Annotated in this window: 23 protein-coding genes; 12 read left to right on the top strand and 11 right to left on the bottom strand. The window is 71.8% G+C overall.

The annotated features are described in order from the left end of the window. Positions 1-25 precede the first annotated feature (25 nt). From ABZZ74_RS06790 to ABZZ74_RS06765, 6 genes are all read right to left on the bottom strand, one after another. A complete protein-coding gene (locus ABZZ74_RS06790) occupies positions 26-610 on the bottom strand; it encodes a hypothetical protein (RefSeq protein WP_356762309.1) in 585 nt (194 codons plus the stop codon). A 4-nt stretch (positions 611-614) separates the two neighbouring features. Continuing rightward, entirely contained in the window at positions 615-2,144 is a 1,530-nt protein-coding gene (locus ABZZ74_RS06785) for a VWA domain-containing protein (protein WP_356762237.1), read from the bottom strand. Continuing rightward, positions 2,141-3,352, bottom strand: coding sequence for a toxic anion resistance protein (locus ABZZ74_RS06780; protein WP_356762236.1), 1,212 nt, complete (start codon positions 3,350-3,352; stop codon positions 2,141-2,143). The genes ABZZ74_RS06785 and ABZZ74_RS06780 overlap by 4 nt, the downstream gene beginning before the upstream one ends. A gap of 13 nt (positions 3,353-3,365) precedes the next feature. Next, positions 3,366-4,460, bottom strand: coding sequence for a hypothetical protein (locus ABZZ74_RS06775; protein WP_356762235.1), 1,095 nt, complete (start codon positions 4,458-4,460; stop codon positions 3,366-3,368). Between the two features lie 272 nt (positions 4,461-4,732). Beyond that, positions 4,733-5,149 (bottom strand): hypothetical protein, encoded by a 417-nt coding sequence (locus tag ABZZ74_RS06770; protein WP_356762234.1) that lies wholly within the window; start codon positions 5,147-5,149, stop codon positions 4,733-4,735. 101 nt (positions 5,150-5,250) lie between these two features. Further along, the gene (locus tag ABZZ74_RS06765; protein ID WP_356762233.1) at positions 5,251-6,462 is read right to left on the bottom strand and encodes a pyridoxal phosphate-dependent aminotransferase; all 1,212 of its coding nucleotides are present in this window, start codon (positions 6,460-6,462) and stop codon (positions 5,251-5,253) included. Between the two features lie 126 nt (positions 6,463-6,588). Between ABZZ74_RS06765 and ABZZ74_RS06760 the strand changes: the two genes are divergently transcribed. The 3 genes from ABZZ74_RS06760 (at position 6,589) to ABZZ74_RS06750 (ending at position 8,676) form a co-directional block, all read left to right on the top strand. Continuing rightward, complete coding sequence (locus tag ABZZ74_RS06760; protein ID WP_356762232.1) at positions 6,589-7,227, top strand: hypothetical protein; 639 nt, start codon at positions 6,589-6,591, stop codon at positions 7,225-7,227. A 50-nt stretch (positions 7,228-7,277) separates the two neighbouring features. Further along, a complete protein-coding gene (locus ABZZ74_RS06755) occupies positions 7,278-7,769 on the top strand; it encodes a hypothetical protein (protein WP_356762231.1) in 492 nt (163 codons plus the stop codon). Positions 7,770-7,845: 76 nt separating this feature from the next. Beyond that, positions 7,846-8,676, top strand: coding sequence for a serine protease (locus ABZZ74_RS06750; protein WP_356762230.1), 831 nt, complete (start codon positions 7,846-7,848; stop codon positions 8,674-8,676). Position 8,677: 1 nt separating this feature from the next. Here the strand turns inward: ABZZ74_RS06750 and ABZZ74_RS06745 are convergent, their stop codons facing one another. Both ABZZ74_RS06745 and ABZZ74_RS06740 read right to left on the bottom strand, forming a co-directional pair. Then, positions 8,678-10,309, bottom strand: coding sequence for a D-aminoacylase (locus ABZZ74_RS06745; RefSeq protein WP_356762229.1), 1,632 nt, complete (start codon positions 10,307-10,309; stop codon positions 8,678-8,680). Positions 10,310-10,321: 12 nt separating this feature from the next. After that, positions 10,322-11,599 carry an amino acid deaminase gene (locus ABZZ74_RS06740; RefSeq protein ID WP_356762228.1) on the bottom strand — a complete coding sequence of 426 codons (1,278 nt, stop codon included), beginning with the start codon at positions 11,597-11,599 and terminating at the stop codon, positions 10,322-10,324. A 197-nt stretch (positions 11,600-11,796) separates the two neighbouring features. Here ABZZ74_RS06740 and ABZZ74_RS06735 point away from each other — a divergent pair, with 197 nt between their 5' ends. From ABZZ74_RS06735 to ABZZ74_RS06715, 5 genes are all read left to right on the top strand, one after another. Further along, positions 11,797-12,777, top strand: a complete 981-nt coding sequence (locus ABZZ74_RS06735) for a sugar kinase (RefSeq protein ID WP_356762308.1) — start codon at positions 11,797-11,799, stop codon at positions 12,775-12,777. Next, positions 12,774-13,550 (top strand): IclR family transcriptional regulator, encoded by a 777-nt coding sequence (locus ABZZ74_RS06730; protein WP_356762227.1) that lies wholly within the window; start codon positions 12,774-12,776, stop codon positions 13,548-13,550. Before ABZZ74_RS06735 ends, ABZZ74_RS06730 begins: the two co-directional genes overlap by 4 nt. After that, a complete protein-coding gene (locus ABZZ74_RS06725; protein ID WP_356762226.1) occupies positions 13,547-13,957 on the top strand; it encodes a RidA family protein in 411 nt (136 codons plus the stop codon). Before ABZZ74_RS06730 ends, ABZZ74_RS06725 begins: the two co-directional genes overlap by 4 nt. A gap of 111 nt (positions 13,958-14,068) precedes the next feature. Next, positions 14,069-15,547 (top strand): gluconate:H+ symporter, encoded by a 1,479-nt coding sequence (locus ABZZ74_RS06720; RefSeq protein WP_356762225.1) that lies wholly within the window; start codon positions 14,069-14,071, stop codon positions 15,545-15,547. A 64-nt stretch (positions 15,548-15,611) separates the two neighbouring features. After that, complete coding sequence (locus tag ABZZ74_RS06715) at positions 15,612-16,130, top strand: hypothetical protein (RefSeq protein ID WP_356762224.1); 519 nt, start codon at positions 15,612-15,614, stop codon at positions 16,128-16,130. Here ABZZ74_RS06715 and ABZZ74_RS06710 read toward each other — a convergent pair. Beyond that, the gene (locus ABZZ74_RS06710) at positions 16,053-16,730 is read right to left on the bottom strand and encodes a hypothetical protein (protein WP_356762223.1); all 678 of its coding nucleotides are present in this window, start codon (positions 16,728-16,730) and stop codon (positions 16,053-16,055) included. The two genes, ABZZ74_RS06715 and ABZZ74_RS06710, sit on opposite strands and share 78 nt — an antisense overlap. A 173-nt stretch (positions 16,731-16,903) precedes the next feature. On the opposite strand from ABZZ74_RS06710, the gene ABZZ74_RS06705 reads away from it, so the two are divergent. The 4 genes from ABZZ74_RS06705 to ABZZ74_RS06690 all read left to right on the top strand — a co-directional run bounded on the left by ABZZ74_RS06705 (position 16,904) and on the right by ABZZ74_RS06690 (position 21,234). After that, positions 16,904-17,131 carry a hypothetical protein gene (locus ABZZ74_RS06705; protein WP_356762222.1) on the top strand — a complete coding sequence of 76 codons (228 nt, stop codon included), beginning with the start codon at positions 16,904-16,906 and terminating at the stop codon, positions 17,129-17,131. Positions 17,132-17,357: 226 nt separating this feature from the next. Beyond that, entirely contained in the window at positions 17,358-19,694 is a 2,337-nt protein-coding gene (locus ABZZ74_RS06700) for a LuxR C-terminal-related transcriptional regulator (RefSeq protein ID WP_356762221.1), read from the top strand. A gap of 73 nt (positions 19,695-19,767) precedes the next feature. Beyond that, positions 19,768-20,676 (top strand): MEDS domain-containing protein, encoded by a 909-nt coding sequence (locus tag ABZZ74_RS06695; protein WP_356762220.1) that lies wholly within the window; start codon positions 19,768-19,770, stop codon positions 20,674-20,676. Positions 20,677-20,823: 147 nt separating this feature from the next. After that, the gene (locus tag ABZZ74_RS06690) at positions 20,824-21,234 is read left to right on the top strand and encodes an ATP-binding protein (RefSeq protein ID WP_356762307.1); all 411 of its coding nucleotides are present in this window, start codon (positions 20,824-20,826) and stop codon (positions 21,232-21,234) included. Between the two features lie 32 nt (positions 21,235-21,266). Here ABZZ74_RS06690 and ABZZ74_RS06685 read toward each other — a convergent pair whose 3' ends face one another. Together ABZZ74_RS06685 and ABZZ74_RS06680 are read right to left on the bottom strand one after the other, a co-directional pair. Then, on the bottom strand, positions 21,267-22,511 hold the full coding sequence (locus tag ABZZ74_RS06685) for a hypothetical protein (RefSeq protein WP_356762219.1): 1,245 nt from the start codon (positions 22,509-22,511) through the stop codon (positions 21,267-21,269). 73 nt (positions 22,512-22,584) lie between these two features. After that, positions 22,585-23,097, bottom strand: a complete 513-nt coding sequence (locus tag ABZZ74_RS06680; protein ID WP_356762218.1) for a SigE family RNA polymerase sigma factor — start codon at positions 23,095-23,097, stop codon at positions 22,585-22,587. Positions 23,098-23,129 lie beyond the last annotated feature (32 nt).

Here is a 23,129-nt window from a genome sequence, read left to right as displayed (position 1 = left end):
GAAGGGGCAGGCCTTCGCCGTTGCCTCAAGGAGAACGTTCTTCGAGATAGCGGGTGTGCGTCTCCTGGCGGCGGGCCTCGGTCTCTCTCAGTGCCGTCGCCAGTCTCTCCGCCTCCTCCTGCAGCAGCGTGAGCTGGCGTTCCAGGTGGCGTTCCGGGGGTTCGGAGCCCGGGGTCATACGGGTCCACCAGCGGGTGCGTACGTAACTGTCGACCGCTTCCGGAATGTCCTGGCGGACCGTCCGGGACAGGGTGTGGACGCCCTCCGGGTCCTGGGCCAGGACCTCGGCCACCCAGCCCGGGTCCAGCAGCGCGGTCAGCAGATCGGTCAGCTCGGTGAGGCGGCCCGCGGCGGCCGGAGGGAGGTCGACCTCCGCCAGATAGGTGCCCAGCTTGTCGAAGTCGGCCCGCAGTTCCTCCAGTTGGGCCGACGGGGACGGGAAGTCCGGCAGGGGCGGTCGTTCCGGCGGGGCGATGAGCGCGCCCGCGCCGTAGAGCCCGGCCACGACCACCGGCCAGTACGGCCCGGCGACCCCCGTGAACGTCAGTACCAGGCCCGCCAGACCGCCCGCGCTTCCCGCGATGTTCTTGCGGGACTCCAGGAACCTCATCAACCTACTGGTAGCCACGGATCTCCTCGAAGGCGCCGTCCAGTGAGCCGTGTTGCGCGTCGAAGAGGCGGCCTCCGGTCAGGTCGGCGATGTGGGTCAGTTCCCTGCGGTCGGAGTCGCCGAAGAGGATCGGGAAGACCGGGGTGTCCCGCTGGGCGCCGGTCAGCGAGCGGTAGAAGGTGTCGAAGTCCTTCGGCTTCACGCCGGTCGTGTTCTCGCCGTCCGTCATCAGCACGATCGACGTGAACGTGTCGCCGCTGGTGCCGAGATGCTCGTACGCCTTCTCCAGGGACGTGTAGATCGCGGTGTCGCCGTCGGCGGACAGCTTCTTGGTGTCCTTGCGGATCGCCTTCAGGCCGGCCTGCGGATCGGCCGGGTCGACCACATGGGTCCGTACGCTCTTCACGTCCGAGCCGAAGGGCATCAGCGTCACCTCCTCCCGTTCGCGGAAGTCGCCGGTCAGGTCCGAGAGGGCCTTCTTCAGCCGGCTGAGGCGGTCGCCGTCCATCGAGCCGGAGGTGTCGAGGACGTAGACGGTGCGGGAGGGGCGGCGCAGTTCGTTCTCGTAGGAGTGCAACAGGCCGTCGGCGACCGAACGCGTGCCGGGGAAGGCGAGTTCGCGGCGCCGGGAGGTGTCGAGGCCGGGTGCGGGAGGCACCGAGGGGATCACCGGGCGGCGGTGGGTGTCGGCCGTGATCTCGCGCTGGATCCGCGGCGTGCGCAGGGCCTCGGTCAGGCGCCGGACCTCCTCACGGGTCGCCGCGTCGGTGTCGGCGAGGGAGGAGAGCGGGTAGTCGGCGGTGACCACCCCGTCCTTGGGGCGGATCACGGTCAGGCCCGGGATGCCCTTGAGGACGGACTCGTAGTTGAGGAGCGCCTCGACGTTCCCGCGCCGCTTGTAGGCCGTCGCCAGCCAGCCCGACGAACCCGACGTCAGCTTCTGCCCCTTGAAGAACTCCTTCAGACGGGGCGTCGCCTTGGCCACGTCCGCGTCGGTGAGCGCCGACTGGGCGCCGGAGAGGGCGGAGGCGACCGAGATGAGCGTGGAGAAGCCGGAGTTGGAGCGGGCCGGGTCCGTCATGCCGTACGTCAGTTTTCCGTCCTGTACGGCCTTCTCCACCTGGGACCAGGTGACGTTCTCCGGCGTCCAGCCGAGCGCCTGCGCGGAGGCCGTCCTGACGCCGATGGCCACCGGGCTCGACATGACCGGCGTCTCGGAGACGACCTTCTTCGCCGCCTCCGGGCGCAGCCGCAGATAGTCGTTCGAGGACAGCCACACGGCGTCGTAACGGCCGTCCGCCCTGCCGGACGCCAGCAGGTTCACGGCGTCGAGAGTGCCCATGTAGGTGGGCCGGACCGTGAGGCCGATGTCCTTGCGGACCTGGTCCAGGACCGGGGCCATGTCCGCGAGTTCGCTGGAGGCGAGGACCCGCAGGGTGCCGGGCCGTGGGGCGTCGGGGTCGGTCTTGTGCGCCGAGGAGCAGGCGGTCAGCAGGGCCGCCGCCGACACGACGGCGGTGAGGGTCCGTCTCATGCGAGACCCCCTTCCAGCGCGCCCCGCGACCGGCTGCGCTCCAGGTAGGCGCTGGCCGACTGGAGTTCGGCCGTCAGGTTCTCGACGGTCGTCGCCATCGCCTCGGTCGCCTGGACCTTGTAGGTGTCGATCGCGTCCAGCGTCCGGTAGATCTGCTGGAACGCCGAGCGCAGGGTCTCGGCCCCCACGGCCGGGTCCGCGGCGATCCGCTGGATCTCCCCGCTCTGCGTGGACAGCATCTCCGCGTTGCCCCGGATCAGGTCCTCCGTGGTCCCGCGCAGGGCGTTGACCTGCTCGACGACCTTCTTCTGGTTGTCCAGCGCGGACGCCAGCATCACCGAGATGCGCAGGGCGGACACGGTGGTCGTGGCGGCCCGGTCGACGCCCTTGATCAGCTCGTCGTTGTTGCGGCGTACGACGTCCATGGCGAGGTAGCCCTGTGCGCACACCGCGAGCTGGGTGAGCAGGTCCTGGTGCTTCTGCCGGACCGGGAAGAGCACGTCGGCGCGGAGACCGTCGGCCTCCTGGGGGTCCCGGATCCCCGCGAGGTGCTGCTCCACGGCCGCGTCCAGGGCCTCGGTGAGCACCACGTACTCCTGCAGTTTGCCCATGGTCTCCCACAGGCGGACCCGCTCGGTCTGCAACGCGGCGTTGTCCCGGCGCAGTTCGTCCTGGCCGCCGCGCAGCGAGCCGACGATCCTGTTCAAGGTGCCCTGCGCGGAGGCGTACTTGGCGACGTGATCGCGCAGCTTGTTCCCGCCGGGCAGCCGGGAGAGGAACTTCCGGCCCTTGTTCGCGGGCAGATCCCGCGGATCCAGGTCCTCGACCACCCGCCGGAGTTCGACCAGCGAGCCGGCGACCTGCGACTGGGCGTCCCCGCCCTTGCTCGGCAGGCTCTTCACGGTCCGTTCCAGCATCCGGTTGGACTGCGTGGCCGCGGTCCGCATCTCTCCGGCGCCGAGTCCGGTGATCTCGCCGACCTTGCCGGCGAACTCGGGCGAGCGGGCGTCCAGGGCGGCGAGACCGGCGACGTAGGCGGAGGCCTTCGCGGCCATGTCGGTACGGACGCTGTCGTCCACCGGCACGAGCCCGCCGGCCTTCTCCCGCGGCACCGGCGCGACGGCCTCGGGCGGGGTGAGCGTGAAGACGTCGTCGCCGCTCAGGGTGTGCTGACTGCCGCTGTTCTGACTGGTGTTGAAGCTGTTCATGGGGTCCCCCGTGTCATCCGCGCGCCCGGCGCGCCATCTCGTGCAGCACCGCGGAGGTGGGCACGGGCGCCTGCCGGACACCGGTCAGTTCCTGCTTCAGATAGGTGGTCGCCGAGGCGAACTCGGTGGCGGTGCCCTGCGGCCGGAAACCGTGCTTCACGGCGAGCTTGCGCAACTCCGGGTCGGTGGAGAGGAGTTGGGCGAGTGCCTTGCCGTTGTCGGTGAACGGCACGACGGTGTGGTCGCTGTTGACCGTGGTGTCCGGGTAGAGCACGACGAGGTCACCGGGCTGCTGTCCGCCCGCCGGCAGCGAGGCGACCTGGGACTCGTAGACCACCACCAGCGGATTGCCGGCGCCGCTGACGAAGTCCCGGAACACCGCGTCCGAGCTGGACTGCTGGGCGCCCTGGACCTGCACCAGCTTCTTCATCAGCGGCTCGGTGCGGTCGAGGTCGGTCTTGCTCGCCACCACCCGGCCGCCGTTCGCCACGTAGGAGGCGGCGGCGAGGTAGAGGGCGCCGGAGTTGGAGGTCTCCGGGTCGGTGGAGGAGAGGAAGAGCGTGCCCGTCAACTCCCCGTACTTGCTCGCCCCCTTCAGCTGCTGCCACGTACGGTCGTGGCGGGCGGCGTCGAGATAGGCGGCCATCTTCAGGGTGCCGCGGTGCTCGGTGTCCAGGGTCGCGAGACCGTTGGCCGCGAGCACCTGGGCGGCGTTGCGGTGGGCCACGACGACGAGCGGCGAGTAGAAGGGTCGGGCGAGGGTGCCCTGCACCTTGTAGCGGGTGGCCAGTTCGACGGCGGGCGCCTGACTGGACGGGAACGCGAGGTCGTACCCCTTGAGGTCGAGCCCCTCCATGGCCCAGGACCCGGAGGTCTCGGCCTTCACGGTGAATCCCTTGGTGGCGAGGGCCTTCACCACGGCCGGGTCCGCGAAGTACTCCGCCTTCTCGGACCCGATCACCATGCGCACGGTCTTCGTTGCCGTGCCCTTGTCGTCCGCTTCCCGGCCCGCCACGACGGCAGCCACCACGCCGCCGATCAGCAACACCGCGAGGACGATTCCTGCGATACGTCTCACGCCGGGGAGCGTGCTCCCGGAACCCAACATTCCCGGATGTGTGGGGTGAACGGGGAGTGTCGCGATCGCTCCGGCCCTGCAACGCGCCCCAAGGGGCGCGGGGAACGGCGCGACAAGCCACAACCAGCCCGCAGCCGCCGAACGACACGCACCCCTACGGCGAAGCGCACCGCGGCCCACCGCACTTCACAACCCGGCGACACAAAGACCCGCGGCCCAAGCCAACGCAGTGTGTGGCGCCCGGTCCGCGCGTCGCTGCGGGTGCACGCGGACCGGGGCCGTCGGGGGAGCCCTCGTGGGGCTCAGCGGGACGCGAGTTCGCGGGGGTCGAGGGCCTCCGTGTGCGCGTCCATGCGTTCCGCGGCGAGGATCGCCGCCGCCGTGTCGGCCCGTGAGGCCGCCACGACCAGGGCGCGGCCCGCGAGGGCGTGCGCCCGCTCGTGCAGGGTGGTGAGGTCGACTTCGGTCGGTGCCACCTGCATACGCACCGGTGTCACCCCGCCTCGCAGCCGGGCCACCTGTTCGGCGAGCCGCTCGGCCGCCTCGTCCAGGTCGGCGGAGGGAGCCGCCGCCCGCAGCTCGTCCGTGACGGCGAGCAGTGCGGCGAGGTGTCCCGCGAGCTGGATGTCCAGCTCCTCCTCGCGGGAGCGGTGCGGAAAGTCGGAGCTCGTGCCGGCCATCGTGCTGTGGACCGACTTGGTGCGGATCGGTTCGTACATGGGATGGCCTCCAGAAGCTGTCAGGAAACCATCCTAGCTTAGATTTCGTCTAAAGTTGAGCGAATCCAAGAAGATCCCGGAATCCGCGGCGCGAGAGAGGTTTAGGGCTGGCCGTAGCCGTCCAGGAACCGCCCGATCCGCCCTACCGCGTCCCGCAGGTCCGTGACGGTCGGCAGTGTCACGACCCGGAAGTGATCGGGCTCGGGCCAGTTGAACCCGGATCCCTGCACGACCATGATCTTCTCGCTGCGCAGCAGGTCCAGCACCATCCGCCGGTCGTCCTTGATCTTGAACACCTTGGGGTCGAGCCGCGGGAAGAGATACAGCGCCCCCTTCGGCCGTACGCAGCTCACCCCCGGGATCCGCGTCAGCAGCTCGTACGCCGTGTCCATCTGCTCCTTCAGCCGGCCGCCCGGCAGCACCAGGTCGTTGATGGACTGCCGCCCGCTGAGCGCGGCGACCACTCCGTGCTGTCCGGGCATGTTCGCGCACAGCCGCATGTTCGCCAGGATCGTCAGACCCTCGATGTAGGAGTCGGCGTGCGCGCGCGGCCCGGAGATCGACATCCAGCCCACCCGGTAGCCGGCCACCCGGTAGGCCTTGGACATGCCGTTGAAGGTGAGAGTCAGCAGGTCCGGCGCGACCGCGGCGGTCGGGGTGTGCGTGGCGCCGTCGTACAGGATCTTGTCGTAGATCTCGTCCGAGCAGACGAGGAGGTTGTGGCGGCGGGCGATGTCCGTCAAGCCCTTGATCATCGCCTCGTCGTACACCGCGCCCGTCGGGTTGTTGGGGTTGATGATGACGATGGCCTTGGTGCGGTCGGTGACCTTGCGCTCGATGTCCGCGAGGTCGGGCATCCAGTCGGCCTGCTCGTCGCACCGGTAGTGCACGGCCGTACCGCCGGACAGGGAGACCGCGGCGGTCCACAGCGGATAGTCCGGGGCCGGTACGAGCACCTCGTCGCCGTCGTCCAGCAGGCCCTGCATCGCCATCACGATCAGCTCGGAGACGCCGTTGCCGATGAAGACGTGCTCGACGTCCGTCTCGATGCCGAGGGTCTGGTTGTGCATGACGACCGCGCGGCGGGCGGCCAGCAGGCCCTTCGCGTCGCCGTAGCCGTGTGCGGTGGAGACGTTGCGGAGGATGTCCTCCAGGATCTCCGGGGGGCACTCGAAGCCGAACGCCGCCGGGTTGCCGGTGTTCAGCTTGAGGATCCGATGCCCGGCCGCCTCGAGCCGCATCGCCTCCTCGAGCACCGGGCCCCGGATCTCGTAACAGACGTTGGCGAGCTTGGTCGACTGGATCACCTGCATGTCTGGGAGCTTACGGCCCGGTAACGCCTCTGGGACCGTGTTTTCCACCACGCGAGACGCCTGGGTTTGGGCTGTTATCGCCGGTAACTGTCTCAGTGGTCCCACCAGTCCCTAGAATGCGCGGTCATGTCCGGGTCACCTCAGCACGCGAACAGGAAGAACGGCTCCCCGCAGGATCCGCCGAACGTGTACCACCCGATCCCGGAATCGACGCCCGCGTACGAGGGCTACGCGGACCCGGCGGCCGCGCACGGCTGGCAGAACGCGTACGACCGGACGGCGGAGCTGCCCAGGGTGCCCGAGACCGACCCGGCCCTCCCCGCCGGTGGCCGGGCCGCCGCACGCCGGCGCGAGCGCGGGACGCGGGGACGGCGGCGGATGCTGGTCGCCGCGGGGGCGGTGGGTGCGCTGTCGGCGGCCGTGATCACCGCGCTGTCCCTCTCGGGCGCGTCCTCGGGCGGACCGGAGGGGAAGGGCGGACGCCCGGCACCGTCGGCGGACGCTTCCCCGACACCCACGGCGTCCCCGCGCGGCGCCGGGGCCTCGGCGGCCCCCGCCGGTACGCGGCCGTCCGCCCCCGCGACCGCGAGCGAGTCGACCGCCCGCGGCACGGCGACGACCGGGACGTCGGCCACCGCACCGCAGCCCTCGACCGGAACAGCCACCGCCCCCGTCAGCTCGGCCCCCACCACGACCACCGCGGCCCCGGGCAACTCCGGCAACAGGCAGGGGCGAGGACAGGGCGCCACGAAGCACCCCAAGTGAGGCCCGGGACACGGCCGTTCCCCAACCGGCCGGTTCCCATCGAGGAATGGATGCGGCTTCCGCAGGCCGACCAGCTGGTGCGGCGGTTGCAGGAGGGCGGCGCGGCTCCGGTCGCGATGATCCGGGAGGACGAGGAGCCGCCCGCGGGGGAGGCGCGGAGCGACTACACCGGCGTCAGCATCCTGTGGGTCGACGACTACCCGGAACAGAACTTCCAGCGGGTGCGCCGACTGCAGGGCCAGGGTGCCGCGGTGATCCTGGCCCAGGACCGGCCGAGCGCCGAGGTCTTCCTCGGCTCCTTCGGGTTCGACTTGCTGATCTCCGACGTCTCACGCGGTCCGGGCGGGGACGAAGGACTCGTCGACCTCGCGCGCTGGAGGGAGAGCGGCCTCTTCGGGCCCGCGGTGTTCTTCGTCAACCGTCTCACCCCCGCCCGCCTGCAGCGAGCCGGTGAGCTCGGTGCGCGGATCACCGACAGTCCCAGGACCCTCGCCCAGTACGTCGACACCGCCTGCGCGGAAATCCGCCAACGCCGGTCCTGAAATCGCTCCTTGCCCCACCACCCCCCTCCCCTCACAATGCCCATGACAAAATCTGTCGCAATGAGGGGACCCCCACATGAAGAAGCCTCTCGGCGCCGTGGTCACCGCGCTGGTGCTCGCCGGATCCGGCGCGGCACCGGCGGTCGCGGCGTCCGCGCCGGCCCCCGCGGTCAAGGCGGTCAACTTCGCCGGCACCGTCTCGCTCAGCAACTGCTCCGGCTCGGTCATCCGCTTCCCGAACTCCGCGGACACCGACCCGGCGCTGGTCATGACCAACGGCCACTGCCTGGAGACCGGCTTCCCGGAGCCCGGCGAGGTCATCACCGGCCAGTCCTCCAGCCGTACCTTCGGTCTGCTGAACTCGGCCGGCACCAAGGTCGCCACGCTCCGCGCCAACCAGGTCGTCTACTCGACCATGACCGACACGGACGTCACGATCTACCGTCTGACGACCACGTACTCCGCGATCAAGAGCTCCTACGGCATCAGCCCGCTCACCGTGCAGGACACCCACCCGACCGCCGGCACCGCGATCACCGTCGTGTCCGGCTACTGGAAGCGGACCTACGCCTGCAACATCGACGGGTTCGTCTACCGCCTCAAGGAGGGCGACTGGACCTGGAAGGACTCCGTCCGCTACACCTCCGCCTGCCAGACCATCGGCGGCACCTCGGGCTCCCCGGTGATCGACAACGCCACCGGCAAGGTCGTCGCCGTCAACAACACCGGCAACGAGGACGGCGAGCGCTGCACGGAGAACAACCCGTGCGAGGTCGACGCGAACGGCAACGTCACCGTCCGCGAGGGCATCAACTACGCCGAGGAGACCTACCAGATACCCGCCTGCTTCACGACCGGCAACAAGCTCAACCTCAACGCCGGCGGGTGCGTGCTGCCCAAGCCGTAGATCAGGCCCGGGTGGCGTTCCGTCGTACGGGACTACGACGGACCGCCCGTCCCGCGAGCACGTCCGTGCGCCGGCCGTCCTCGATCACGAACTTCCCGTCGACGAAGACGTGGGGAATGCCCGTCGGCAGGGTGCGCGGCTCCTCGAAGGTCGCCCCCGGCGCCACCGTCGCCGGATCGAAGAGCACCAGGTCGGCCCGGTAGCCCTCACGGACCAGTCCCCGGTCGGGCAGCCGCAGCCGCGCCGCAGGGCGTGAGGTGAGGTGCGCGACGCACTCCTCCAGCGACAGCACCCCCAACTCCCGCACATAGCGGCCGAGATACTGCGGGAAGGTGCCGTAGGCCCGTGGATGCGGCTTGGTGCCCTGCAGGATGCCGTCCGAGCCGCCGGTGTGGACGCGGTGCCGCATGATCTGCCGGACGTTCTCCTCGTGCCCGACGTGCTGGAGGATCGTCGAGCCCAGCCGGTCCGCGAGGAGCAGGCGACGGGCGGTGGTCCAGGGAGCCTCGCCGCGCGCGTCCGCCGACTGCCGGACCGTACGGCCCACGAAGTCCGCCAGCCCCGGGTCCGTCACGCCGGAGATCTCGATCGTGTCCCACTCGATGGGCACGCCGTGACAGCCGTCCGAGCCGACGACCTCCAGGTCGTGCCGGATGCGTTCGGCCGTGTCGTCGTCCTCCAGCCGCTTGAGGATCGCCTCCGGCCCGCCCTCGCTCGCCCAACTGGGCAGCATCGCCACCAGGGTTGTGCAGCCCGGGGTGTAGGGGTACGTGTCCAGGGTGATGTCCGCCCCGGACGCCAGCGCCTCGTCCAGCAGCGACAGCAGCTCGGGCGCGCGGCCCTTGTTCACGCCGAAGTTCATGGTGGCGTGGGCGAGATGCAGGGAGCAGCCCGCCTCGCGGGTCAGGGCCACCATCTCCTCGTACGCCTCCAGCGCGCCGGCCCCGTAACTGCGGTGGTGCGGGCAGTAGTAGCCGCCATACGACGCCACCACACGGCACAGCTCGGTCAGTTCGGAGTCCTTGGCGTACATGCCGGGCGTGTACGTCAGCCCGGAGGACATGCCGACCGCGCCCTGCTCCATCCCCTCGGCGACCAACTGCCGCATCCGGTCCAGCTCCTGGGGCGTCGCCTCCCGGTCCTCCCAGCCGACGGCGAGCATCCGGACCGTGCCCTGGGGCACGAGATAGGCCGCGTTGACGGCGATTCCCCGGTCGAGCCGGTCCAGGTACTCGCCGACCGACCGCCAGTCGAAGTCGATGTCGTCGCCGTGGCCGTTCCAGCCGGTGATCGCGCTGCGCACCTCGGCGAGGGTGCGGTCGTCGACGGGGGCGTACGACAGCCCGTCCTGGCCCAGGACTTCGAGGGTGACCCCCTGCGCGGCCTTGGCGCTGTGGTCGGGGTCGCGCAGCAGGGCGAGGTCGCTGTGGGCGTGCATGTCGATGAAGCCGGGGGAGAGGACCAGCCCCTCGGCGTCCAGCTCCCGCACGGCCTTGGGCCGCAGACAGCCGGCCGCGGCCGCCTCCTTGACGATCGAGACGATCCTGCCGTCGTCGATCACCACGTCCGCGCGGTACGACGGCTCACCGCTGCCGTCCACGACGTCCGCGTCCCGGATGACGAGCTCCTCCATCGCGGGCTCCCTCTAGAAGAACGTACGGATGTAGTCGACGACCGTGCCGTCCGCCTCGACCAGCGGGATCAACTGCCACTTGTCGAAGGACGTGCACGGGTGCGACAGCCCCATCCCCACCCAGTCTCCGACCTCCACGTCCGCCTCGCCGGTCGTCCGCAGCCATGCGTGCTGGTCGGACAGACCGGTCACCTCGATCCCGGTGGCCGGGCGCTCGGTGCCGTCCCGGCGGACCACCTGGGCGAAGGGCAGGTCGAGGTCGTGGGCCGCGTCCCGCTTGCCCGCGTTGGCGAAGGCCTGCTCGGCGGAGGGCCGCGAGACGACCTGCGCCCAGAGCCGGAACGCCGGCTCCAGGGCGCCCTCCTCGGGCACCCGGTTGAAGGGCGTGACCTTCCGGTAGTGCCCGTCGTCGTGCGAGACATAGGCGCCGGAGCGCAGCAACTTCAGAACGGGGGAGGACAGTTCGGGGATCCGGGCGAACACGTCGGACACCGCGTCGAACCAGGCGCTGCCGCCCGCGCTGACGACGATCTCGTCGAGGCCGGTGAAACGCCCCGCCTTGTCGAAGTCGACGGCGAGCGCGACCAGCCGCCGCAGCCAGGCGTGCACCCGCTCCGGATCGGCCCGCGGCACCTCGCCCTCGTAGCCCGCCACCCCGACGAGCCGCAGCGTCCGCGTCCCGGCCACCGCGTCGGCGACGGCCGCGCACTCCGCCTCCGTACGGACACCGGTACGGGCGCCCTCACCGGCGCCGAGCTCCACCACGACGTCCAGTGGGCGGACGGCCCCCTTGAGCGCCGCGTCCATGAGCTCGACCCCGCGCACGGAGTCGACGTAACAGACGAACCGGAAGTCCGGGTCGGCGTCCAGCTCGCCGGAGATCCAGCGCAGGGCGGCGGCGTCCACGAGCTCGTTGGCGAGGAAGACCCGCCGGATCCCGAACCGTCGGGCCACCCGCACCTGGTGCGGCACCGCCAGCGTGATGCCCCAGGCGCCGCGCTCGATCTGCTGCCGGAACAGCTGGGGCGCCATGGAGGTCTTGCCGTGCGGCGCGAAGGAGAGGCCGTGGCGGACGGCGTACGTCTCCATGAGCGCGAGGTTGTGCTCCAGGCGCTCGGCGGACAGCGCGAGGACGGGGGTGGGGAAGCCGTCGGTGAAGAGGTTGCGGCGCTGGGCGGCCAGCTCGCCGACGGTGAGGCCCTCGGCGTCCGGCGGGAGGCCCTTGAAGCGGTGGTCGACACGTTCCCCGGAGAGGCTCGCAAGGGCTTCGGAGGGACTGTCGGCTGTCATGGAAGCCTCCCTGATCTGGCCTGTTGCAGTGGGTGCAACATCCATTGCGTATATCGCTCACCGCTGTCTAACATCTCGGCCAACGCGGGGTCAACGGAGCCGTCCCCGCATCCGACCCGGGAGCCACCACCATCGTGACCGCCAGCGGACCCAGCAGTACCGGCGACGGCGTGGACGTCGTCGCGCTCGGCGAGTCCATGGTCGCCTTCCTGCCCTCCCGCCCGGGCCGCCTCGCCGACGTCCCCTCCTTCGACCGCGCCATCGGCGGCGCCGAGTCCAACGTGGCGTGTGTCCTGGCGGCCGCCGGTCATGCCGTGCGGTGGGTGAGCAGAGTGGGCGCCGACGGCTTCGGCGACCACCTCGTCGATACCGTCGCGAGCCACGGCGTCGACGTCTCCGCCGTGCACCGGGACCCGGCCCGCCCGACCGGCGTCTACTTCCGCACGGCCGGCGACCGGGCGACCGACGCGCACGAGGTGGCGTACTACCGCGCCGGCTCGGCCGCGTCCGCGATGACCGTCGAGAACGTCGACCTGGCGGCGGTGCGGGCGGGCCGGATCCTGCACCTGTCCGGGATCACGGCGGCACTGTCCGACGGCTGCCTCGCCCTGATGCGCGAGCTGACCGCACCGCGTCCGGCGCGCCCGCTGATCTCCTTCGACGTGAACTACCGCGCGGGACTGTGGCCGGACGCGGACGGCGCGCGCGTGCTGCGGGACCTGGCCCGCCGGTCCGACCTCGTCTTCGTCGGCGAGGACGAGGCCGAGCACGCCTGGGGCGTCACGGGCGGACCGGCGGCCGTCCGGGAGACGCTGCCCGAACCGGCGGTCCTGGTGGTCAAGCAGGGGGAGCGGGGAGCGACGGCGTTCACCGGCCCGACGACCACCTTCGTGCCCGCCCTCCACGTCGACGTCGTCGCCACCGTCGGCGCCGGTGACGCCTTCGCCGCCGGGTTCCTCTCGGCCACCCTCCGCGAACTGCCCGTGCCCGCCCGCCTCCGCCACGGCCACCTCGCGGCCGCCGCCGCACTCACCGTCCCCGGCGACCTCGCCGCACCCCCCTCCCGCGACACCGCCGACCGCCTCGCCGCCCTCGACGACGACACGTGGGGGAGACTTCGACTCGGCCCCGGCTGGACCCGAGCCGAGCAGGCCCCGGAGGAGGAACGCACCCCATGAGCCAGACCGTCGACCGAGCGCTCAGCATCCTGCCACTGCTCGCCGAGGGCCCCGCCGACCTCGGCCAGGTGGCCGACCGCCTCGGCGTGCACAAGTCCACGGCTCTGCGCCTCCTGCGCACCCTGCACGAACACGGCATGGTCTACCGCCAGTCCGACCAGCGCTACCGCCTCGGCGCCCGCCTCATCGCCCTCGCCCAGGAGGCGATGGAGAACCTCGACATCCGCGAGATCGCCCACCCCCACCTCGTACGCCTCAACGAACAGTGCGGACACACCGTCCACCTCGCCGTGTACGAGGAGAACGAGGTGCTCTACATCGACAAGGTGGAGAGCCGCTATCCGGTACGGATGTACTCCCGGATCGGCAAACCCGTCGCCATCACCGTCGCCGCCGTCGCCAAGCTGCTCCTCGCCGACCTGCCGGAGGCCGAGCGGCGGGCCCTGGCCGACAAGCTGGACTACCCCGCGTACACCGCCCGCTCCACCCCCAACGCCCCCGCCTTCCTGAGGGAGTTGGAGAAGGCCCGGGAGCAGGGCTGGGCCACCGACCTCGGCGGCCACGAGGAGTCCATCAACTGCGTCGCGGCCCCCGTCCGCGGCGCCGACGGCCGGGTCGTCGCCGCGATGTCGGTCTCCGCGCCCAACGTCGTCGTCACCGCCGACGAACTCCTCACCCTGCTCCCCCTGGTGCGGCGCACGGCCGACGCCATCAGCGGCGAGTACTCCGGCAGAACCCCCGTGAAGGACAGCGAAGCGAAGGACCCCGTATGACCGACAAGATCGCGCTCACCCCCAAGACCCACACCACCCCGCCCGCGAAGTTCTCCCACGGCGTCAAGAAGGGCAACATCCTCCAGGTCGCCGGACAGGTCGGCTTCCTGCCCGCCGAGGAGGGCAAGCCCCCCACGCCCGCCGGCCCCACCCTGCGCGAACAGACCCTCCAGACCCTGGCCAACGTCAAGGCGATCCTCGAGGAGGGCGGCGCGAGCTGGGACGACGTGATGATGATCCGCGTCTATCTGACCGACGTCGACCACTTCGCCGAGATGAACGACATCTACAACGCGTACTTCGAGGAGCAGGCGCTCACCGCCCCGCCCGCCGCGCGCACCACGGTCTACGTCGGCCTGCCCGCGGGTCTCCTCATCGAGATCGACGCGCTCGCCGTCCTCGGCTGACGGCCACTCAACTCCCGCACGCAGTACACGGCACGGCACCCAGGACTTCCTGGGTGCCGTGCCGCGATCCCCCCTGCCCGAAAGCCCGATGCACTGACCCAGAGGACCCCCATGTCCCTCCCGCTCGCCGCGACCACCCCCACCCAGGCCCCACCCCACACCGGTGGCCTGCTCCTCCTGATCGACGGAACACCCGGCCTCCTCACGGTCGCCGCCCTCGGTATCGCGCTCCTCCTCTTCCTGATCATCAAGGTCAGGCTGCAGCCCTTCGTCGCCCTGCTCGCCGTCTCCATAGCCGTCGGCCTGCTCGCCGGGCTCTCCGTCACCGAACTCTTCGGCACGGTCCAGCGGTCGGACGCCGTGTCCACCATCGAGTCCGGCATGGGCGGCATCCTCGGCCATGTCGCGATCATCATCGGCCTCGGCACGATGCTCGGCGCGATCCTCGAAGTCAGCGGCGGCGCAGAGGTGTTGGCGTCACGACTGCTCGGGCTGTTCGGCGAGAAGCGAGCCCCCCTCGCCATGGGCCTCACGGGCCTGATCTTCGGCATCCCGGTCTTCTTCGACGTCGGCATCTTCGTCCTCGCGCCGATCGTGTACGCGGCGGCGAAGCGGGGCGGCAAGTCGATCCTGCTGTACTGCCTCCCGCTGCTCGCGGGCCTGTCCATGACCCACGCGTTCCTGCCCCCGCACCCGGGTCCGGTGGCGGCCGCCGGCCTTCTGCACGTGGACCTCGGCTGGGTCATCCTGATGGGCGTCGTCTGCGGCATCCCGGCGGTGCTCGCCGCATGGGCCTACTCGGCGTGGATCGGCAACCGCGTCTTCGTGGCCGTACCGCAGGACATGGTGGAGGCGGCGGCGGAGGCCCGGCAGGCGGTGATCGACGAGCAGCGCGCGTCGGGCGTCGAGCCGCAGGAGAGGCCCGTGCCTCTGGGCACCGTCCTGGGCATCATCGGCACCCCGCTGATCCTGATCCTGGCCGCGACCTTCTCCTCCATCGCGCTGGACCCCTCCACGGGCCGCTCGGTGATCGAGTTCTTCGGCCACCCCTTCGTGGCGCTGACGATCGCCCTGCTCCTCGCCTACTACCTGCTGGGCATACGACGGGGCTGGTCCCGCAAGTCCCTCGAGACCGTCTCCACCGCCTCCCTCAAGCCGGTCGGCAACATCCTGCTGGTCGTCGGCGCGGGCGGGATCTTCGGCGCGGTCCTCAAGGCCAGCGGGGTCGCCCAGGCGCTCTCCGACACCTTCCACGACGTGGGCCTGCCGGTCCTGGTCCTCTCCTACCTGATCTCCCTCGTCCTGCGCGTCGCCCAGGGCTCGGCGACAGTCGCCATCGTCACCACGGCCGGCATCGTCGCGCCCCTCCTCGCGGGGGGCCACCACTCCCAGGCCTTCGTCGCCCTGGTCATCATGGCCATCTCGGCCGGCTCCATCTTCGCCTCCCACGTGAACGACGGTGGCTTCTGGATGGTCGCCAAGTACTTCGGCATCACCGAACGCGACACTCTCAGGACCTGGACGGTCCTGGAGTCGGTCCTGTCGGTGGCGGGGTTCGTGGTGGCGCTGGTGCTGAGCTGGTTCGTGTAGGCGTCTCATAACGAAGTTGGGGCTGGCTGTGTCGGACACAGGATCGTCGACCATACTGCCCGCTGTGGAGCAGCGCATAGGTTCGAGCAGTCAGCCCCTGAAGGCAGAGCCCGTGAAGGGCGCCGGGTTCGACCCGGCGTTCATCCCCGGGTTGACCTCACCCGTGGCCGAGGAGCCGGAGGACGCCACGTCCGAGGGTGGGGACGTCGAGGCGGAGGAGGCGGAGACCCCGGCGGTCGTGGCCGAGACCGACGAGACCGACGCCGACTCCGGTGAGGAGGAGGTCGAGGACGGGCCCGTGTTCGAGGCCTCCGACCGGCGGGCCAGAATCGTCGCCGACCGCCGGGGCATCCGTCTCAGCCTCGACGAGGAGAAGTGCGAGTTCCGCTGGGACGAGATCGGCGCCGTCGAGACGGAGTCCCCCCGCTTCGGCAAGCGGTACACCGTCACCGTCCACACCCCGGACCGCCGTTGGTATCCGATCGAGATCGAGGCGCCGGCCCGGTCACGCTTCCAGGAGTGGGACGAGCAGTTGGACGCGGTGCTCGACGCCTACTTCGACGAGGACGCGTCGGACGCGTAGCACATCGGCCACGCGCCCCCGGACGCCCGGGTGAGCGCGCGGCCGGTTTCGAGTGACTCCCGCCGCCCGGCAGGCGTGGTGGGGCCCGTACCCGGGGGGCCGGGGTCCCTCCGCGCCCGCCGGGGCCCCGGAACGCCTCCACGCGTACGGCGACCCGAGCGTCCTGCGGTGTACGAGGCCGCCCTTGAGGGTGCCCTCGACGCCCGGGCGGCTCCGGACTTCACGAGCCGTTGGCGGTCCGCGGGCGGTGACTCTCCCTCGGGACTGCGGAGTTCGCGCGGGAGCAGCCGTGGCGGCCGGTCGACCAGCGGGATCCGGTCCGCCGTCGTCGTCGCTTCCGTCACCTCCGCCACGCCGGCCTGCGTCGGGCAGCCACGGGGCGAGCGCGCTGTCGACCTTGCCCGCCACGACGTCGTGGCCGAGCCGTTCGCCGAGCATCGAGCGCCGGAAGAACAGCGAGCCGGCGATGCGGGCCATCAGCTGCCCGGCGTGCGCCTGGACACCGGGGCGCAGTTCACCGCGCCGGGCGGCGGCGTCGAGCGCGTCCGTGAAGTGCCGGCCGACGCGGCCGAACATGTCCTCGCGGATGCGAGTCGGCATCCTGGGCGGACCGCTGGGCGTGCTGATGGACTGGGGCGTCGGCGCGATGAATCGGCGGAGGCTACGACTTCAAGCGGGCCGGTGAGGCCACCGAGGCCCTCGGCGCCTTCACCCCCCACGTCGCTCCCGGCGGCACGGCGATCCTGGCCGAGGTCGAGGAGAGTGACACCCAGGTGCTCGACCTGCTGGCCATGCGCTACGACACCGTTCTCGAGCGCCGCCCGGTCGACGACGTACGTGCCGAGCTGAAGGCGATGGAGGAGGCCGCCGAGCAGGTCCGCAAGGAGGAGGCGAAGGCCAGGCGCGAGCAGAAGAAGGCCGAGGTCGCGCAGAAGTTCCGCCGGCTCACCGGCGGACGCCGGGAAGGCGAGGCGGCACCCGAGGAAACGCCCGCCGGGTGACACCGCTTCTCCGCTGCCGCGACTCGTGCCGCTGTCCGGTCGGTCCGCGCGCTCGGTCGGGCTCGGCCGGCGCTCCTCCAGCCGCCGGACAGGGGCGCGCGCAGTGTACGCGCGCCCGTTCTCCCCGCACGGACCTCCGGCAAAGTGCACTCGCGGGTGTGACCGCGACGTGCATATATGCCGAACCAAGAGGAAAGTGAGGTTCCGTTGCCAGGGGAGGCTGATCATGGGCGGATCAGCGCCGCGACGGGACCGTCAACTGCCGGTCGAGACCACTAGCTTCGTCGACCGGCGCGGCGAACAGACCAAGGGCCACGAGCTGCTCGACAGGGCACGACTGGTCACGCTGACCGGACCGGGCGGCGTCGGCAAGACGCGCCTGGCTGCACGCATCGCGGCCCGCGTCGAGCGCACCTTCCCCGACGGCGTCCGCTTCGTGCAGCTGGCCGGGCTGGACGACCCGGCGCTCGTCCCGGTCGCCGCCGCCGACGCCCTCGGCCTGCACGACCACTCCAGCCAGCCCCCGCTGGACGCCCTCGTCGAGCAGGTGCGCGACCGGCGTCTGCTGCTGGTCCTCGACAACTGCGAACACCTCCTCCAGGCCTGCGCGGACCTGTCCGCCGCCCTGCTGCACGGCACCACCGGCGTCCGCGTCCTCGCCACCAGCCGCCACCGCCTCGGTCTGACCGAGGAACACCTGCTGGAGGTACGGCCGTTGCCGGTCCCCGACCCGGACGGCGACCTCACCTCGGCCGACGGCTACCCCGCCCTCGCCCTGTTCGCCGACCGGGCCGCCGCCGTCGTCCCCGGCTTCCGGCTGACCGCCGCCAACCGTGCCGCCGTCGCCCGGCTGTGCCACCGCCTGGACGGCCTCCCGCTCGCCATCGAACTGGCCGCCGTCCGCATGCGCGTCCTCGGCGTGGAACAGCTTCTGGAGCGCCTCGACGACCGCTACCGCCTCCTCACCGCCGGCTCCACCGCCGCCCTGCCCCGCCACCAGACCCTGCGCGCCGCGGTCGACTGGAGCCACGAACTCTGCACCGAGCAGGAGCAGTTGGTCTGGGCGCGGGCGTCCGTGCTGGCCGGCGGCTTCGACGCGGAGACCGCCGAGGCGGTGTGCGCGGACGGTGAGCGGGTGCACGCGTACGAAGTGCTGGAAGCCGTCGCCGGTCTCGTCGACAAGTCCGTGCTGGGCCGGGAGGAGGGCCCCGGCGGGGTGCGCTACCACCTGCTGGACACCCTGCGCCACTACGGCCTGGAGAAGTTACGGCAGGAGGCGGGCGAGGAGGTCGCAGCGCGGCGCCGGCAGCGGGAGTGGGTGCAGCGGCGGGCCGCCGGTTTCGAGAGCGCCTGGTTCGGGCCGGGGCAGCGGGAGATCGTCGCCCGGCTCCGCGCCGACCAGGACAACCTGCGCGCCGCCCTCGACTTCAGCCTCACCGAACCCGGCGAGGCCCGTGCCGGACTGCGCCTCGCGGGCACCCTGTGGTTCTACTGGCACGCCTGTGGGGCGCCCCGCGAGGGCCGCTACTGGCTCGACCGGGCCCTGGCCGCCTGCCCCGAGCCGACCCGTGAACGGGCCCGCGCCCTGTGGATCGTGGGCCTGCTCGCCGGCTCCCAGGAGGCCCTGACCTCGGGGCTGGCACGCGCTGAGGAGGCCCGGGACCTGGCCCGCTCCCTCGGCGACGAGGCCGAGGCCGCCCACGCCGAGTACGTCATCGGCGTCCTGCGCCTGTTCAACAACGACGTGTCCGGCGCCCTGGAGCACTACCGCGCCACCGTCGCCCGCGGCCGTGTCCTCGGCCAGCACCTGTCCCTGGTCGGCCTGGACCGGGTCGAACTCGCCTGTGCGCTCGGCTTCCTGGGCGAGGCGGACCAGGCCATCGAGGTGTGCGTGGAGACCCGCCGGCTGTGCGAGGAGCACGGCGAGGAGTGGGTGCTGTCGTACGTGCTGCGGATGCTCGCCCTCGCGCACACCGTGAAGGGCGAGTGGGAGCAGGCCGAGCGGCACGCCCGGGACGCCCTGCGACGCAAACTCGCCGTCCGCGACATCATCGGCATCGGCCTCACCCTCGACCTGCTCGCTCAGACCGCCGCCCGCCGCGGGGCCGCCGAGCGCGCGGCGGTCCTGCTCGGCGGCGCCGACCGCGTCTGGGCCGACGTCGACCGGTTCCGCTGGGGCTCGCAGGCCCTCGGCGCCACCCGGCTGGAGAGCGAGTCCCGCGCCCGGGAGGCCCTCGGCAGGGCCGCGTACGAGCGGTCGTACGCGCGCGGCGCGGCCCTCGGGCTCACGGCCACCGTCGGCTATGCGGTGGGGGAGCCCACCGGTGAACTCCCGCCGCAGCGGCCCGAGCCGGCGCCGGCCGAGCGGTGCGACGCCGTCCGTCTCACCCGCCGGGAGAGCGAGGTCGCCCAACTCGTCGCCCAGGGCCTGGCCAACCAGCAGATCGCCGACCGTCTCGTCATCGCCCGCCGGACCGCCGAAGGCCATGTGGAACGCATCCTCAGCAAGCTCGGCTTCAGCAACCGCAGCCAGATCGCCGCCTGGGTGACCGCCCAGCGGTGAACCGATCCCCCTTCCCACGGAGATCCCGTCCCCACGGAGATCCCACGGAGATCCGCCCCCACGAAGGAGAACCATGACCGCTCGACCAGCCCCCACTCCGACCCCGTTCGACCACCGCATGGGCGTTTTCGGCGCCGACGACGAGTTCGTGGCCGCCGCCGTGGCCTTCCTCACCGAGGGCCTCGGCGCCCCCGGCGAACCCCCGCCCGCGGCCATCGCCGCCCCGGCCAAGCTGGACCTCCTGCGCGACGCCCTCGGCAGCGACACCAAGGAGGTCGCGCTCATCGAGCACACCGACTGGTACACCGGCTCCGCCGCCAACGCCGTCGCCCAGGGCGCCGGTTACCTCGCCGCGCAGGCCGGACCCGGCGGCCGGGTCCACCTCCTGATGGAACCCGTCTGGGACGGCCGCGCCGGGCGCTCCGCCCGGGAGACCACCGAGTGGATCCGCTACGAGGCCCTCGCGAACCTGCTGTTCGCGCCGATGGCGACGACGGTCCTGTGCGCCTACGACACCCGTACCGCCGGTGAGGCGATCGTCGAGGCGGCCCGCCGCGCCCACCCCGGCTCGGGCGTGTACGAGGACCCGGTCCGCCTCACCGCCGAGCTGGACACCGTGCCGCTCGCACCGCCTCCGCCGGACGCGGAACTCCTCCGGGAACCGTACGCCGACGCCGTACGCTCACGGGCGGTGGCCCGTGGACTGACGCGGGTGGACGCCGAGTTGTTCACCGAGGCGGTGACCGCGGCACTCGGCACGCTCGGGCCCGTCACCGCCGTACGGCTGTGGGGCGAGGCGCCCGGCTGTGTGTGCGAGCTGCGCGCCGCGCGCCGGGTCGGTGACCCGCTGGCCGGGTTCGTGCCACCGCCCACGCCCGAACTGGAGCCGGAGCAGGGGCTGTGGTTCACGCGGCAGGTGTGCACATACGTCGACGTCCGCGACGAAGAGCACGGGGCCACCGTACGGCTGCAGTACGCGTAGGGCACGGGAGGGTACGCAGGTATGGAATCAGGTAGTCCTCCCCGTGTGCCGTGCCCGGGGGGAGATCATCCTGTCCGCATGCTGCAACGCTCCGGGAGCACTCGCCCGGATCCCGACCCGCATCATGCCGCGTACCCTCAACCGCCCCTGGGTGCCGGTGACCTGAGTGTCCAGTACGGCCCCCTTCCCTCGTCCGCGCGGCGGGCCCGGTCGGAGGTGCGAAGACAGCTGGAGGCGTGGGGGATCGCGGACCGGGACGGCGAGGTGGTGGAGGTGGCGGAGCTGCTCGTCAGCGAGCTGGCGACCAACGCGCTGCTGCACTCCGGCGGCGGCTTCCGGCTCACCCTGTCCGCGGCCCACGGAGTGCTGCGCTGCGAGGTGAGCGACTCGGGCCGGCGTGTTCCGCGGGTGCTCGACGCGGGCACGGGGGAGAGCGGGCGGGGGCTGTTCCTGGTGGAGGCGCTGGCGCTGCGCTGGGGCTGGCGTCACGACGGACCGGGCAAGAGCGTGTGGTTCGAGCTCGGTACCTGCGGGGCGGACGGCTGTGGTCGGCGATAGCCGTCCGCCCGCGCGGGCTGCCGTTCGGTCCGTTACTGCCACCACTTGGGGCTGAGGGCGATCGCCCTCAGCTGCTTCATGGTCAGCGCGGGGGTCTTGCGGGTCGCGGGGGTGTCCTGGGCGCCGGAGTTGAAGGCGCTGATCACCACCCGTCGCCCGTCCTTGCGCAGTGTGTCGACGGTCCACCACACGACGCCCGCGCCGCCCTTCTCGCCGGGCCGCTGGTGCAGGGCGACCTTCGTGCCGTCGGGCAGCGTCTCGGAGTCGGAGCCGAACAGCTCGGCCCCGACGTCCGACTGGTCGGCCTGGACGTTGACCTGGACGAGGCTCCTGCCCTTGCCGTCGTCCAGGACGAGGTAGCCGAAGCCGGTGTCCTGGCCGCTGTCCTCGGACACCGTGAACTTCCCCGCGGGCAGCAGGCTCCTGAGCATCGGGGCGACGGACACCGTGCTCCGGGCGGCGGTCGCCGTCGGCTCGGCGGCCGGGGCGCTCGTGTTCCGCGGGATCGCGTCGACGGCGTCCCGCCAGGTGCCGGCCGCCGCCAGCCGCCTCAACTGCGCGGCGGACAAGGGAGGCTCGGGCCGGGTGACGGGCGAGTTCTTCTCCGCCGCCGCGTTCCATTCGCCGACGCTGATGTGCCGGCCCTCGGGCGTGACGAGTTCGGCGGTCCAGTACTTGGTGTCGACGCGGCGGTCCGGATACTCGTACCCCTGCAGCACCATCACCACCGAGCCGTCCGACAGCCGGGTCGTGCCGCACGCGTCATAGTGCACATACGCCTTGCCCGGGCACTCGGTGGTCTGCCGTGCCTCGTCGCTGCCCGGCTCGATCCGGTCGAGGCCCACCTCGATCGCGGCCGCGCCCTTCCCGTCGTCGTACACGAGGTGCACGAACGGACCCGGCTTCTCGTTCGTGCCGCGCGCCTGCGCCTGGCTGAACTTGCCGTGCGGGAGCAGCCTTTCGAGGGTGCGGATCAGCTGGTCCCCGGAGACGGGGGCGGGGGCCGGCTCGGGGGTGTGCCGGGAGGTGCCGACCGTGGCGGTGGCCCGCGGTGGAGATCCGGCGCCCGGCAGGAGCAGCGCCCCGCCCACCCCGACGAGCGCGAGGGAGGCGGCGCCGCCCACGACGGCGGCCCGGCGCCGCAGCAGGCGCCGGCGGCCGATGCGGACACCGGCGGCGACGAGTTCGGCCCGGTCGGTCGCGAAGGCGCTGCCCGCCTCGTGCAGTTCGGCGGTGAGCCGGTCCTCGAAAGGGTCGCTGTGCTGTTCGACGGGCATGGGGAGCCACCGTTTCGCTGAGGGTTGAAGTGAGGTGGGTTGAAGTGAGGTGGGTGGGCTGAGGTGCGGCGGATCAGGGGCGCGCGTACTCGCCGAGGTCCTCGCCGAGCAGCTCGCGCAGCCGCCCCAGCGCCCGCACGCACCGCGTCCGTACGGCGGCCGAGCTGGCGTTCATGACGTCGGCGGTCTCCTCGACGGAACGGTCCTCCCAGTACCGCAGGACGACCACGGCCCGGTCCTTGGCGGCCAGCCGGGCGAGCGCCTCCAGCAGCGTCAGCCGCAGCGAGGGGTCCCCGTCGGGGGCGCCGTCGGGCAGCTCGGGGAGTGTGTCGGTGGCCTGCTCGGTGCTGCTGCGCCGCCGCTGGTGGGCGAGGAAGGTCCGGGTGAGCACGGTCTGGGCGTACCCCGCGGGGTTGCCCACCCGGGACACCCGTCCCCATCTGACGTAGAGCCGGCCGAGGGTCTCCTGCACCAGGTCCTCGGCGAGATGCGTGTCCCCGGCGGTCAGCAGACAGGCGGAGCGGTACAGATGCCCGGCGCGCGCTGCCGCGAACTCGCCATACTCGTCCGCACGTGCCTGTCTCATACGTCTTCCCCCTGCCGCGGCGCCGTTCTCAC

The sequence above is a fragment of the Streptomyces sp. NPDC006476 genome (assembly GCF_040612015.1).
GTDB lineage: Bacteria > Actinomycetota > Actinomycetes > Streptomycetales > Streptomycetaceae > Streptomyces > Streptomyces griseorubiginosus_B.
This window is presented reverse-complemented; position numbering and strand designations above follow the sequence as displayed.